Origin of the sequence: Enterococcus wangshanyuanii (assembly GCF_002197645.1) — a bacterium.
Classification (GTDB): Bacteria; Bacillota; Bacilli; order Lactobacillales; family Enterococcaceae; genus Enterococcus_L; species Enterococcus_L wangshanyuanii.
The window spans coordinates 2,159,123-2,172,918 of sequence record NZ_CP021874.1 but is presented as its reverse complement, the minus strand read 5'-3'; the positions used below and the strand labels follow the sequence as shown (position 1 = coordinate 2,172,918).

The window sequence follows — 13,796 nt, the reverse complement described above, 5'->3', positions numbered from 1 at the left end:
TATTTTTTAAGTGGTGTATAAAATATTTTTATTGTGATATAATTTTTATTAAAAGAAAGGAATACCGATGAAAAAATTTTGTTTGATAGGGGTACTATTGATATCGATGGTCGGTTGTTCAAAAGCTAGCAGTACAGATAAGGACATCAGAAATGAAAAGGCATTCATTACGTTAAGATTCAAAGGAATGAAACTAGTGATCAACAATAATACGGAAGATCGTATCACGGTTTTTGACTCAGAAACTGAATTTTCAATAAAGAAAAACAAAAAATGGGTATTAGCTGATGAGACTCATGGTCTTACGGCCTTTACAACAAATATTTTGAGTGGTGAAGAGAATGAATTGGACTTAACGAATCGACTCTCACAGATTAAGGAAAAAGAAATAAAGGTAACGATTCATTATGAATATAAAAATAAGAAATATGAGACAAGTACAATATACTCAAGGATGAAGGAATAGTGACCTAGATAATTATATAAAAGAAAGGAAGAAAAGTATGATTTACGAAGAAATGTTTAGAAATAATATTATTGAAAAAAGTAGTGTACCGTTTGTTGCTGCAGAGGATGGTTTTTGGATCAACTCTGAGGGGAAAAATATTTCTATTAGTGACATGCCAACAAGATATCTAAAAAATTGTTTAAGAACATTGAATAATTCTAATTCATGGAATGAAGTGACGAGTCTAAAAAACTTTATGGATGGAAAGATTACTGCTGATAATAAGTCGGTTTTTGTTGAATATCTAGGTGCGCTTATAGAAAGTAAAACGAAAGAGGTTGAAATTGAATTAGAACGTAGATAGCCTCTATTTTGATAGGATCGTTTATTGATCAGTATTGAATAGAAGTGTAAATCTGATCGAGTAATTGTTCACTATGGATTACCTTTAATTTTTAAAACAGACCCTAATAACTAAAGGGATCTGTTTTTTTATTTTTAGTGGATATATTTCCGATCATGTGGAGGAAGAACTATTGAACTTCGGCTTCAATGATCGTTATATTCCCTTCAAAATCTACTTTGTCGATGCCTTTACTTAGATTATCTTCATTGACCCAATTCACAATGTAATAATCTTCCAAGACTTCAGTCTAATTTATCAAAAAATGATGCTCAGATGAAATAAATTGAAAAGATACCTGTCTTTCATTGTGTTATTCTTAAGTTACATTATGTTTTTAATGGTTGGTTATTTAACTGAAAAATAAGTGTCTATCCATGGCGTTTAATGGAAGTAAAACAATGGAATTGGACTAGTATCATCAAATTTAGTAAAGGAGATGTTCATATGTCAGATAAAATCAGTACAGATGCTGCTACGGTAAATACTCTAAAAAGTACATTTACAAGCAGTCTCTCATCCTTGTCATTCAAACCAAAACAAGCAAGTAGCATGAGCTTTTCTGAAAGTAGTGCCGCTAGCGGAATGAAAAGTAGTGTTTCTTCTCTAAGTTCTATCGTATCAACATTCAAAAGCAACGCGTCTAAAGACATTGGAAACTTAGAAAAAATCCATCAAGCCATCAAACAGGCTGAAAAAAATGCAGTAAAGTAGGTGCTTTATGGAAGAAAACCAACTACAAGTGAAAATCGAAGACTATGAAGAACGAAAAATAGAGTTAAAGAAAAAAGATGCCGAAAGTGATTTTCTACTCAATGATCTACAACGTGTTTACCAACAACAAGCAGAGATATTAGAAGAATTTCTCTATTACAGTAAAGGAACAGAAGCAGAACGTTCAGCTAGGATAGATTTAGAAATGCTGGAAGATGAACGAACAGAAGCATTCCGAGCCTTTGATGCGGGCAAAGGAGAGTTAACTGAATTAGTCAGTGAAACAGAACGTAAAAAAATCCAAGCAGAAGACGACCTCCTATGGCTACAAAAAAAACAAGCACAAAAGGAGGAGGAAGATGCCTAAATTTAGATATACGGAATGGCAAAATGTTGCCAGTGAAGTCCAAACGCTACGTTTAACAGTATTAGATCAACTAAATTCCTTTAAAGAGGCGCAACAAGCGTTTCAACGTGCAGGAAAATTATCTGGGACAGGATGGGATTCGACCAAACGTTATTTTGATGCCTACTCAGAAGTATCAACGACAGTGGGCAATGCCTTAAATACCCTTGACGATGCGATCACCTCTTATTTGAGCGCCTTTACCTCAGAAGTTGGACCAGCAGAAAATGATTTAGATACTGCAAAAATGGAAGGTCTAAAAGCTGAGTTACGTCGTTTACAAGCAGAAAATGATGTGATCATGGAAGCTTTGGCAAAAGCCTTTGAAGATGTACCATTTGTGAATCAATTTTTTAATAAACAAAGTATGCTAGGAACCGCAAAGAAAATTGAAATCCTCGAAAAATATAGCGCCTTTGAAGCAGCACATGGCAGTGATTTCTCAGACGCGCAAACAGTTATTGCCTCGATTGCCGAAGGATTAGCCTTCCTAGGCAGTGCCGGGAATTTTTCAGGTGGGAAAGATGGCTATAAAACCATTGATTTTAAAAATCAAAAATGGTATAAAGCACTAAAGGACTTTAACAAAGCCCAACCCAAAGACCGAATTGATGTGGTCATCAAAGAATTATCGAATGGCGTCGAATACCAGATTTATCGTAATGGTAAATTGGATGTTCAAAGAACAAAAGAGTTACATGAACTGTTTCGTGTGCATAATGTTGAATTGTTTAAAGAGTATGGACCAGAGATTTTTAAAATCCTTACCAATATTGATGATATTGAGATCCTGCTTGCGAAAGATTCAACGACGATGCAACGCTCATCTTCTGGTGTTTTCTTGTTGCTTGCAGTATTGCCGATCGATCGTGTGAAGGATATTTTGAAGTCAGCTAAGTTGCTTAGAAATGGTGATTATACGCTGGATGCGATCAAGTTGACTGCTAAAGAGTGGGAAACGTTGAAGGAGTTTGAGAAGTCGGCAGATGTTGTTAAGACTGTTGATAGAGGGAAAGATGTTGGGAAAGTTAGTGGAGTGAATGATTTTAAATTTGGTAAAAATGTAAAGAATCATTTAAAAAATGTGGGAAATATCAACACTAAAAAAGGTATTGTTGGTGGACATAATTTAGATGAGTTTAATAGTGCTTTAAGAAGTCAAGGGGTATCTTTAGACGATTTGACTATATCTAAAAAATCACATCCATCCATTGCGGGCATCTACGAAATTGAATATCGGATACCAAAAAAGGATATAACAGGCGGAATTGCAAAACCAATTTCTTACAAGAATATTGACACACCAAAAACAGTTTATGACCCATCTGTTTTTTCAGAAACAGAAATCTATAACTTGGGTGTAGAAGCGATGCAAAACGGAAAAATTATAGGTGGAAGAGTTGAAGGTACTGCTTCTAACGGACTGGGTTTCATTGGTTATTTAGATGAAGCAGGAAATGTAAAAAACTTTTTCCCAATTTTAGACTAAGGAGACGGAAAATGAACTATGTGATTTTAGAAGACCAAGCTGATAAAAAAATGATTTTAGATGATATATTTTTTGAAATAGCTCACAGAAAGTTAGGAATTGAAAAAGCTCTTAAAAATTTCTCTCAGCAGGAAGGGTATATTGTCGAAGGTAAGGCAATTTGCTTTAGAGGAGACTTAGATGAGTACGAGTTATCACAATTAAAAATACCTTTAGATGATAAACATATTTTGATTGATGTAGAGGCTGACTATTCAAGAGTAACTCAAAATAGCCAAGCTTATGTTACGTTTAAAGAATTTTACAGCTACTTAGAAACATACCTAAAAAACTATGTACCTTTAGATGATAGAATATATAATTTGCTTTTAGATGTAAAAAAAGGGTTGGAAATCTAAAAAAATCCCTTGTAGCAGTTCAAAACAATATTTATATATTGGGATAATGAAAAAATAAACATGAAGGTAAGTAAATCTATAAAGGAAATTGTTTGGAAAATACGTAAAATTATGTATGATAAAGTTGAAAAAATAATTAATGAATGGGATCCGATTGATTTATTTCCAATGGCTCCCAAGGATGAGTATAGCCAAGAAATAAAACAAGTTGTGAATGTTTTAAAGAAAAAGGAACGATTATCAGCAGAAAACTTAGCTAATACATTAAAGCTAATTTTTGTAGAATCGTTTGGTGATGACATGTTTTTCAGAGACAATGAACTTGACATCGCTAATAAGTTATTAAACTTAGAATAAATAAAAAAATTACTTTATAGAAGGAGAAAAAAATAAAACAATACAGGCATACTATATCAGGTGAATATAAATTATAAAGATAAAAAAAGTGATGCAACAAGATTTAAAAAGCGAAGTTACTTATATTGATGAAGTAAAGAATTTCGATATTGTTACCGAAAAAATGAATGATGATTTTTACACGTATCCACTAGGAACGAATATGATGATGTGGTTAGATGATGATGGCTTGATTGGGGAAATTGAATGTATTTTCCCTGAGCAATTAGACAGAGAAGTTTTCTTAATAAAGAAGCAAGAAATATTGATGCAGAATGGTTTTCCATTAATTAATACAGAAGTTCCTGTAGAAGTTTCAATAGCAAAAGTTTTCAAAAGAAAAGATTACTTTACCTTGTATTTTTCTAAATTAGAAACATATAATAAAGAAATTGTTGCTACAATCCTAACTTTTTATGTAAATGATAACGAGTTGGTAGCTGTAAAAGCTGAACTTTCATAGTAGTAAAAAAGGAGCTTTATCGCAAGGTTGGTAATCGAGTTGTCAATAGTCAGTGACAACTAAGTGAAAAGCATTAATGCTGTATAAAGGTGACTAGCTAAAGTACTGTTTTCATTTTTCTAAAGCATTATTTAGAACAAAAAGTCTAGCGGAAATTCTTCTAGGCTTTTTTGAATTAGAAATGGGTGCTACTAAACACAAAGACATTACTAAAGAGAATTAGAGGACTTTAACAAAGCACAACCGAAAGACCGGATCGATGTGGTCATCAAAGAATTATCGAATGGGTAGGAAAAGATAAACTTGGTAAGGCTTAGATATGAGTTTCTAAAGACGAAAAGAATTGGTACCTTTTCCTCATATTAATAAAAAAGGGGAGAATTAATAATGAGTATAATAGAAAAATTTTTGCAAGCCGAAATAAACGAGCAAGAGCTATACGAAGCAATAATTGAATTTATTAGTTCTTATGAAATTAGAAGTGGTGAATTTGAAGGAAACGAGTATATTATAAAGAAACTGGATCGATTGAATTTCTTGGTTTTTCCAGAATATGAAATCAATAATCAGTGTGAAATTCCATTTGTAGAATGCTTATACAAAGATGAACTAATTACAAAAATAAATGAATATGCACGAGAAAAAAATTTGAATGTAGTGGATGTTTAATACATGACTAAAATAATGAGGTCTAGAGGAAATTTCTCTAGGCTTCTTTTGTTGAAAATGAGTTGTGCCGAAACACAACAAACAAGTAGTTAGATAGCAAACTACTTGTTTAAATTTATCGTTCATCAATATTAGTTCGGCAAATACTGATGAACTTTAAAATCCTATTTGCTGCTAGGAGTTTAAAGCAAAATGTTTTTCAGTTTTTCTTTAGTTTTAAGTTTGTGTGTTTCTTGAGTTAATGTTTTTAGTATTCTCTCATGTTTATAGAAGATGTTATCGGGAATAGAATGATTTTGGGTGTTGTTTTTTAGTGAATTGAATGTTTGGTGCCAGTTCTTTAATTGTTGGATTGAATGGTTTAGTTTATGTAAATCTTGGTAGGTGATCATTTTTACTGGATGAGCCATGTTGAACCTCCTAATGAATTTTTTAACCTTATAAGGTTAATTTATCACAAGGATTATTCATTGTCAACCTTGTACGGTTAATTTGTTATATGGAAATATTATATAATTCAGTTAACTGTACAAGGTTAATGGAGGAGAATATGACATATTCAGAAATTATTGTTTTTAGACTTAAAAAATTATGTGAACAAAAAGGAATTTCAATAAACAAGCTTGCAACGTTATCAGGGATGACTCAATCTACTCTAGATAACATTATGAAGGGGAATACTAAAAATCCCAAACTAAAAACGTTGCATAAATTAGCAATGGGATTAGATATGACGGTTTCTGAACTATTAGATTTTCCAGAGATGAATGAAATGCTTTTTGATGATGAGTGATACTGGATGTAACCTTATAAGGTTAATGTAGTGTACTCTTATTCATTATACTTAAGCTAACTATACAAGGTTAATGGAGGATAATTATGACTTACTCTGATGTAATTAGATTACGGCTTAACAATTTATGTACTGAAAGAAATATATCCATCAATAAACTTGCAACGTTATCCGGTATAACGCAGTCTACTGTGGATAATATTATGAAAGGGAAGACTAAAAACCCTAAGTTAAAAACTTTACATAAGTTAGCAACAGGACTTGATATGACAGTTTCTGAATTGTTGGATTTTCCAGAGATGAATAATACTATATTTGAGGATGAATAATTGTTTTGGGTGAAACTAAGATTTTTTATAGTTTATTTTTTTAAAGCTACAAATTTGCATAGGTAGAGGTGAAGGACTTAAGTTTCTACATTGGATAAATTGTTTCCTGAAAGAAAAGAAGAGTTGCTGATTCAAACTATAAGAAAAAGCCGTATACTCAATAAAGAGTAAATGGCTTTTTTTATATTTAATTAATTTTATCGGATATAAAACTAATTTAGGGTTAAGTTAGAACTTTCGGCTTTTCAAAAAATTAAGAAATTAGTTTTCTTTTTTTGCAGAAGCCATTATAGACTGGGTATAAGATTTAGCTGCTTGTAAAAGCTTTTTTCTATTTTTTCCATCTATTTTTTCGGTGTGAAACCACGTTTTATTCCTATCGAAGACATTATTGATATTACCGTTGTTAGCTGAAATACCTAAAATATTAATCATGATATACTTTACATCGTCAGTTGAAAAATATTCACCTTTTTCTTCTGATGTTACGATATAGAGTGCTAACATCATTTTTTCTTTGAAAGTTGTAAAAACGTCAAAACTAGGATAGTTACTTAGATTAAGATCATCAGCATTGATGGTTGAATAGCTAGACGTTAATACTTTGCTTTTTCTTTTTCCATTATTCTTTTTTGTTTTAGTTGGTAGGTCTTTTTTTTCATAGTTTTCAACATATTTAATTCCTAAGCTGGATATTGTATAACTTTTTTGTTTTTTTTGACCCTCAGAAGTATTTTCAATTATTAAAGATTTTTTTGCAAGAGAATTTAATAGGACGCTATTATTAGAGTATTTTGGTCTTCTGGCTTCTTCGTAATATTTTTTAACACTTTCACTAGAAAATGAATTTATCTTGTTTCTTTTTTCATCATAATAAGCCGATATTAAAACAAAATCTATATCAGTTAGATCACCGAATTCAACTATAAAGGTTGCTAGATTTGTTCTTTCTAAGTCCTCTTCGATAGAGGAAATAGCGATTTTAGGCACATCTTCAATTAACTGTATATTAGTTTCTTTTTCTATAGTAGATGTGCTATTAGTTTCAGAAATATCCGTATAAACAGGTATAGCATTGGCTTGTTTGGTAATTTTTATAGCATCAATAGCTACAGGCAAGAGATTATCTAAAAAGAAATTCCGCTCTCTTTCGATAATATCAGCGGATCCAGCTGCTTCGAATTCAATTTCCCCAATTTTAAATTTTACTTGGTGTTCCATGTAATTCCTCCTTTATATTAAATTTGATTTGGTAAATAGTTCTTCCAACATTACACGATAGTCGATTTTTATATCGTCTATATCTTTTTTTCCTGCAGTATATGTAATGTTATGAGCTGAAAAATTTCCTACTTTACGAAAAGTATCAAATTCATTTTTGATTCTAGAAAGTTTTAAAATTGTATTACTTTTAGCATTTTTTACTATACCATCAAGCATAATATATCCAGAATCATTTTGATTTTTAATATCTTCATCAATTCCTAAAGCTTGATAAGAAAGTATAAGCAAAACTTCAAACAATCTTCTCATTAATACAGCACAAGCATCGTAGCAGTTATTAGAATATGAACAATTAATTTGTTTTATTAATTTATCTATATATTGTCTTTTATTACAGAATTTAATTTCATCAATTAGTTCACTTGAGGATTCGATTGTTTCTGTATTTTCCCAAAACTTTGTATATTCTTTGTCTAAAATTTGCAAATTCATAGGTATAAATACAAAATTTCCATTTTTTTCTTGATGAAAAAATTTTGAGGTGCCAGTAATCATTTTAGACTTAAGACGAGACATATTAGGGGTATACCCACATTTTTTTAAAATATCACGAATTGAAGCCATTGTAAACGATAATTCAGAGGTTTCTTTATAATGATAAAAACACAAAAGTTTTACTCGTTCAATCTCGCTTTTCTTTTCTAAGTTAGTGAGAGAAATAAAATCCAATAATTGCATAGAGTAGCTTATCTCCTATAATTTTATGTAAAAATGATATAACAATAATAAGTATATCATTGAAATCAATTTCATTCAAATTAGCTGATAATTTTTTATAGTAACATAAGCCACCAGTTTTACATAATGGTTTTCTTTTAGAATATTTGCAACCCTTATAAACCAATGCACTTTGAGTAAATCGTTTGTACATTACTCCAACTCTGTAAATATAGAGATTGATTTAGTGGATAACAATTGATATGAAAGGATTTTATGTATTTTCCATTTTTTGAATTTTTTGGGTTGGTTGCAATCGTAAAAAAACCGTGAAACCCTCTGATATCAAAGGTTTCACGGTTTTCTTATTTATTCCCACTCCACGTAAATCACGTTGCATAAACGCTGCTATAGCAACATTTTGCCTTATGATTTTCCGTTTTAGTAGGGAAATGGTAGGGTTATATTTTTACTGCCTGATTTCCACTAAAATTAGGTATTTTGGATTCCTTCGCAAAAGTAAATTGGATGTTTCCCGTCATTTGTTTAGCAATTCCCTCATCATTACGACTCCAAAGATGCGCATAGTGTTTCAATGTAATTTCTGGTGACGAGTGTCCTAAACGTTGTGATACAACTAGGATATCCGCATTAAATTCATTGATTAGGTAGCTGACATGTGAATGCCGTAATCCTTTTCCTTGGATAGGATGAACTTTTGCAAGTCTAGCATAGCGTTCAATGATGCGTTGGACTGTTGAACGATACAATGGTAAGTCTGTATAACTCAAAATAAATTGTTCGACACCATGATTTTTCTGGACTCTTTTCCACTCTGTCAGCATTGAAACAGTATCATCATCTAATGAAATGATCCGCATACCGCTCTCCGTTTTAGTGTACGGTTTACGAATAAAATCGCTTTGGTTCTTCATGTCCAAAGTATGGTGAACTCGTAACTTCTTTCGCTTCAAGTCAACATCATTCCAGTTTAAAGCCAGACCTTCACTGACACGAACACCCGTCATATAGTACAGCCAAATCATTACAAAACACATATGCTCATAAAAATCATTCTTATAGACAACAGATAGAACTTGTTCAAATTCTTCCTTTGTCCAATAAGCAACAACTGACTTTCCCTTTGGAATCGCCTTAGTTCTCATAGAAATATTTTCATTCAAGAATTGCAAGGTAACAGCATAATTTAGTGATTTACGAAACATCCCATACATAAGGGAACTATATGCCTGAGAATATCCACTTTGACTTAACAGCCAGATACGATAGTTTTCGCAGTCTAGTACAGTGATTTCTCGCAATTTCTTATCAGCAAAATGACTAGTGATTTGTTTTAAACCACATTCTCGTGAAGACCAAGTGCTTCGCTGCACAGATGATTGATAATGAGGAATGTAAGATTGTTCCATAAATTCTTCATAGGTTAAATCATAGTTGGCAAAACCATTACTTTTTAGATATTCACTTTTAATACGCATAACTTCTTGGTGCGCTGCTTTTGCTGAGGTAAACCGTTTTCCTAACTGGTCTTTTGTTCCTTTTTTCTGAATTCGTTTGCCAGTGACTTTGTCTAAACCAAGTTCAATTAGATACGAAAAACGCCCTTTAGCATCTTGATACACGCAAGGATATTTTGTTTTCGCCATGGTTATTCCTCCAATTCAAGAGGAATACCGATAATTTCTTCAACTATATGCCGAGGTACAACCCCGACCCTTTTATTATTATAGTATGGATAACCTGCGTTTACCATCTTAATTTTTGCTTGCCGAATAATAGTCACGGATTGATTTGTTTTAAAGCCTAATTTTTCAAGGTCTGTTTTTGAAACCATATTTTTCTTATACATAGAATTCCTTTTAGGTTAAAAATCGCTAGCTGATTTTTAACGCTGCTTTTTTGTAGCCAGCAGTTGCTATCATAGAAATAGGTGCGCATTTACTTCCTAACTTAATTATCTATGATGTATTTTTTCTTATCAGACCTGAAAAAATGATACAATGACTGATATAGCAAGCTTATTTAATTTCGGAGGTGAAGTTTAATGGATGAACAACAAAGAAACATAATTGAAGAGCTAAAACAAACGTGGTATACGACAAATGAAGCAATAGAAGAATTGGCTGAAAATGGCAAAAAGATATCAAAAGCTTCTTTTTTACGTGCTATTTCAGAAGTTGATTTTGATAAGGATATTGGATTAGTAGGCAAACCGCTAACTAAAAAAGAAAAGTCAGGTGGTAAAGGCCGACCGTCAACTTTATATAATCATGCAGCAGTTGAAGCAGTACGTACTTTTGCACTGTCTGATACGTATAAAAAGATTCAAGACGAGCCAATCGATCTTTTTGTGAATGATGAATGGAAGAAAGAAATAACGGTGGACTTAAAAGGATATTTAACAAGTAATTATAAAGATGAAAAAATTAATGGTGCGGGGATCGCTGATATTACTGAATATGTAAATGAGCTTGTAGATAAAGCTGTGATAAAAAACTACTATAGTTTAATAGGTCAAAATAAATTCTTGATTCATAGAAACAAGGAGTTAGAGCGGACTAAAGAAAGACTTATTGCGGAATCAAGTGCGATAGAAGCGAGAGCAGGCGAGCTACAACAGATTGCAAACTTTATAAAGCAGCATAGTACAAGTACTGATAATTTGATGATTAATCGGACAGATGCTTATTTTGAGCAGTTAGTTGGGTTGAATAAGAGGTTGGATGAGATAGCTAGTAATTTGTAAGGAAATAGATAAACAGGATACCAACAAAATTAGTATCAAATAATTTGTGATATAATTATGATAATTAGTTTTATGGAGGAGACGATGATTATAGTGGGGAAATATAATAAGGCAGCTAACAGTTCTATGCTCTACGAAAAGCGCCAGGCTATGGAAAAAGAACTTTATGATCATAAACTATTTAAATTATCCAATGAGCAAGCGGCTGAAATCATCTTTAAAAAAATTGGTTCGGTACACAGATTAATTATGCTGGACGAGAATATATTTAAGAAAATTCTAGGTTTAGATTTCCCTTCATTTGAGCTTATTGATTTTTTTCAGTGTGCTCTTTTTGAAATATTTAAAGGTATAAATTTGATTAATAATGGAATAATAGATGAAAACGTATCAATTACAGTAGATGAATTTCTTCCTTTAATGGCATCTGCATACAAGCTATCCTTGTATAAAAAATATGAATCTTTTCATGCTAAAGATATTGTTAAACTGTCTATCAAAAAAAACGGTGATTTAAATTTTAATTATGTTAATGGAGATAGTGTAAAATACAATATTACATACGATGTTTTCTTTAAGAACCTTGAAACAAAAAGTATTATAGCTGACGTCAATAGAAATGAATTGATAGATTATCATGAAGCAATGGATATTACACATGAGAAAATGTTTCAAACTAATGCAGATATTCAATTTGATGGTTTTAATTTAGAAGATTATAAAGTATTTACAACGTTTTTAAATAGAATTGCGGTTGATGAACTAATGAATAATGTGATTATAGTTAACCAATCAGGATTTATAAATAAAAGTTTAGTAGAGTGGACAAACTTAATAAGTGAAAATACTATTCTTGAGAAGCAAGTAGTTTCAAGTATACTAGAATTTTTAACTTTTGACTTTTCAAATAATCGCTCTGATATTTCACTTTCGTATTTTGTGCCAATCAATAATCAGTTATTTTTCCTGCCTAGTTTTTTTATGTTACAAAGATTAGACTCAAATATATTTAGACTCTTAAATGTAAAAAATAGTAAAAAATTTTCGAGTGAACAAAAGAAATTTGAAAAGCAGCAAATTGAGTATCTGAAAAATAATTTACCAAAAAACGTTCTTATTGCGGAAGGAAAAAAAGCTCTTCCAGGAGTAGATTTGTTAGTTTATAATCCGTTTCAAGAGGATTTACAAGTGATTGAACTAAAGTTTAAAATCCCGATTGATAGCCCGCAAGAAATTATAAAATTAGATAAAAGCAATATAAGTAAAGCATTGGAACAAAATATTAAAGCCAGGGAATTTATTTCAGATAGTATTCTTGAAGAATATTTTGGTGAAAGATTTTCTTGCAAAAAACCGAAAAAGATCAACTACTTCACTTTAACTAATTATTCAATAGGATTGGGTACAACAGTTAAATTGCCCTCTCCAATTTTATTAGTAGATCATTATCTAAAATGTATGAATACTGTAATGGGTAACAGTATGGTGAACTACGCTTTAGAAAATATTGATAAAGGACTTCCTAGGAAGATAAAAAATAAATACTCTAAAATATCTTTATTTGAAGAAACATTTATTTTTCCTATTTTTTTTGCTGAATTCATTAATATTAACGAGTTTATTAGTGATTTTCTGATATGAAACAGAAGTGATATAGTCCTATCCTTGATAGTGATTATACCACCTCTGTTTTTAGTTTATATGGGAGATAATTTGACTTTATCAGCAGATATCAAATTTGTTTTTTCGCTTGCAAAAAGAAATTCTGTAGCTTTTCGCTTATTTTGTGCAGAATATAATAATTCGTATGTGCAAGCTTTGTTATCAAATTGATTATAAATATCTTGTATTTGAGGAGTGTAGTCATAAGTTGTAATCCAATAGTACTGTTCTAGATTTGAAATTTTAAGAGCTAATTTTTCATGATCTTTATGAGTGTAAAAATTTGTATATAAATTTTTACCTTGTATATAGTATGGTGGATCAAAGAAAATGAAGCTAGTCTCACAATCATATCTTTCTGGAATCCGGTCAATTAGCCGGACTGCATCTAATTGAAATAAATCTATTCTATCTTTTTTATCAGCAATCATACGTATCTTTTTTATTAATCCAGCCTTATTAAATCTACAATCTAATTTGTAATTACTGTTCTGTTGATAGCCACCAATTGGACCAGCATTTATAATTCCACTTCGATTTGTTCGATTTAAAAATAATGTAGAAAAACCATTTTCTAAGCTATTTCTGTAATTTTTATAATTACTATTTATATCTTTTTGTTTACGCCACTCTTCTATGGTAATTGGAGTTTCTTCAATTAAAGAGATAAGAGCATCTGTATGATGTAAAATTGAATACCATACTGAGTAAATTGACTTATCATAATCATTTATCACAACTTGTTCAACATCATTGTTTAAGAGAAGTTCAATACCTATCCCAAAACCGCCCGAGTATGCTTCAATATATGTTCCATTAATATTATTTAAATCCATAATAGATTTAACAAATCTATATAACTGAGTTTTTCCACCAGGATACCTAAGTGGAGACTTTGTGTGTGGCATATATAATCAC

The 13,796-nt window shown here is 31.2% G+C and carries 19 protein-coding genes; 13 read left to right on the top strand and 6 right to left on the bottom strand.

What is annotated here, in order from left to right:
• Window positions 1–67 precede the first annotated feature (67 nt).
• The 9 genes from CC204_RS10790 to CC204_RS10750 all read left to right on the top strand — a co-directional run bounded on the left by CC204_RS10790 (window position 68) and on the right by CC204_RS10750 (window position 5,386).
• Entirely contained in the window at window positions 68–466 is a 399-nt protein-coding gene (locus tag CC204_RS10790) for a hypothetical protein (protein WP_088270132.1), read from the top strand.
• A 37-nt stretch (window positions 467–503) separates the two neighbouring features.
• Entirely contained in the window at window positions 504–812 is a 309-nt protein-coding gene (locus CC204_RS10785; protein ID WP_088270131.1) for a hypothetical protein, read from the top strand.
• Window positions 813–1,298: 486 nt separating this feature from the next.
• Window positions 1,299–1,565 carry a DUF3130 family protein gene (locus CC204_RS10780; RefSeq protein WP_088270130.1) on the top strand — a complete coding sequence of 89 codons (267 nt, stop codon included), beginning with the start codon at window positions 1,299–1,301 and terminating at the stop codon, window positions 1,563–1,565.
• Window positions 1,566–1,572: 7 nt separating this feature from the next.
• A complete protein-coding gene (locus CC204_RS10775) occupies window positions 1,573–1,932 on the top strand; it encodes a hypothetical protein (protein ID WP_088270129.1) in 360 nt (119 codons plus the stop codon).
• Window positions 1,925–3,460, top strand: coding sequence for an EndoU domain-containing protein (locus CC204_RS10770; RefSeq protein ID WP_088270128.1), 1,536 nt, complete (start codon window positions 1,925–1,927; stop codon window positions 3,458–3,460). Before CC204_RS10775 ends, CC204_RS10770 begins: the two co-directional genes overlap by 8 nt.
• 11 nt (window positions 3,461–3,471) lie before the next feature.
• On the top strand, window positions 3,472–3,858 hold the full coding sequence (locus tag CC204_RS10765; protein ID WP_088270127.1) for a hypothetical protein: 387 nt from the start codon (window positions 3,472–3,474) through the stop codon (window positions 3,856–3,858).
• A 60-nt stretch (window positions 3,859–3,918) separates the two neighbouring features.
• Entirely contained in the window at window positions 3,919–4,215 is a 297-nt protein-coding gene (locus CC204_RS10760; RefSeq protein ID WP_227011134.1) for a DUF1871 family protein, read from the top strand.
• A gap of 88 nt (window positions 4,216–4,303) precedes the next feature.
• On the top strand, window positions 4,304–4,717 hold the full coding sequence (locus tag CC204_RS10755; RefSeq protein ID WP_227011133.1) for a hypothetical protein: 414 nt from the start codon (window positions 4,304–4,306) through the stop codon (window positions 4,715–4,717).
• A gap of 387 nt (window positions 4,718–5,104) precedes the next feature.
• The gene (locus tag CC204_RS10750; protein WP_025869938.1) at window positions 5,105–5,386 is read left to right on the top strand and encodes a hypothetical protein; all 282 of its coding nucleotides are present in this window, start codon (window positions 5,105–5,107) and stop codon (window positions 5,384–5,386) included.
• 182 nt (window positions 5,387–5,568) lie between these two features.
• Here the strand turns inward: CC204_RS10750 and CC204_RS10745 are convergent, their stop codons facing one another.
• Window positions 5,569–5,796: a hypothetical protein gene (locus CC204_RS10745; protein WP_088270125.1), complete on the bottom strand. Its 228-nt coding sequence runs from the start codon at window positions 5,794–5,796 to the stop codon at window positions 5,569–5,571.
• 140 nt (window positions 5,797–5,936) lie between these two features.
• Between CC204_RS10745 and CC204_RS10740 the strand changes: the two genes are divergently transcribed.
• Complete coding sequence (locus tag CC204_RS10740; protein ID WP_088270124.1) at window positions 5,937–6,179, top strand: helix-turn-helix domain-containing protein; 243 nt, start codon at window positions 5,937–5,939, stop codon at window positions 6,177–6,179.
• Window positions 6,180–6,265: 86 nt separating this feature from the next.
• Window positions 6,266–6,508, top strand: a complete 243-nt coding sequence (locus CC204_RS10735; RefSeq protein ID WP_088270123.1) for a helix-turn-helix domain-containing protein — start codon at window positions 6,266–6,268, stop codon at window positions 6,506–6,508.
• A gap of 261 nt (window positions 6,509–6,769) precedes the next feature.
• Here the strand turns inward: CC204_RS10735 and CC204_RS10730 are convergent, their stop codons facing one another.
• The 4 genes from CC204_RS10730 to CC204_RS10715 form a co-directional block, all read right to left on the bottom strand.
• The gene (locus CC204_RS10730) at window positions 6,770–7,729 is read right to left on the bottom strand and encodes a hypothetical protein (protein ID WP_088270122.1); all 960 of its coding nucleotides are present in this window, start codon (window positions 7,727–7,729) and stop codon (window positions 6,770–6,772) included.
• Between the two features lie 12 nt (window positions 7,730–7,741).
• Window positions 7,742–8,470, bottom strand: coding sequence for a hypothetical protein (locus CC204_RS10725; RefSeq protein ID WP_088270121.1), 729 nt, complete (start codon window positions 8,468–8,470; stop codon window positions 7,742–7,744).
• Window positions 8,471–8,910: 440 nt separating this feature from the next.
• Window positions 8,911–10,116, bottom strand: coding sequence for a tyrosine-type recombinase/integrase (locus CC204_RS10720; protein WP_088270120.1), 1,206 nt, complete (start codon window positions 10,114–10,116; stop codon window positions 8,911–8,913).
• A gap of 2 nt (window positions 10,117–10,118) precedes the next feature.
• The gene (locus CC204_RS10715; protein ID WP_080280324.1) at window positions 10,119–10,319 is read right to left on the bottom strand and encodes a DUF3173 domain-containing protein; all 201 of its coding nucleotides are present in this window, start codon (window positions 10,317–10,319) and stop codon (window positions 10,119–10,121) included.
• 195 nt (window positions 10,320–10,514) lie between these two features.
• On the opposite strand from CC204_RS10715, the gene CC204_RS21510 reads away from it, so the two are divergent.
• Both CC204_RS21510 and CC204_RS10705 read left to right on the top strand, forming a co-directional pair.
• Window positions 10,515–11,216: a hypothetical protein gene (locus CC204_RS21510; RefSeq protein ID WP_227011132.1), complete on the top strand. Its 702-nt coding sequence runs from the start codon at window positions 10,515–10,517 to the stop codon at window positions 11,214–11,216.
• An 84-nt stretch (window positions 11,217–11,300) separates the two neighbouring features.
• Window positions 11,301–12,857, top strand: a complete 1,557-nt coding sequence (locus CC204_RS10705; RefSeq protein ID WP_088270119.1) for a hypothetical protein — start codon at window positions 11,301–11,303, stop codon at window positions 12,855–12,857.
• A gap of 56 nt (window positions 12,858–12,913) precedes the next feature.
• On the opposite strand, the gene CC204_RS10700 is transcribed toward CC204_RS10705, so the two are convergent.
• Window positions 12,914–13,786, bottom strand: coding sequence for a DNA adenine methylase (locus CC204_RS10700; RefSeq protein ID WP_088270118.1), 873 nt, complete (start codon window positions 13,784–13,786; stop codon window positions 12,914–12,916).
• Window positions 13,787–13,796 lie beyond the last annotated feature (10 nt).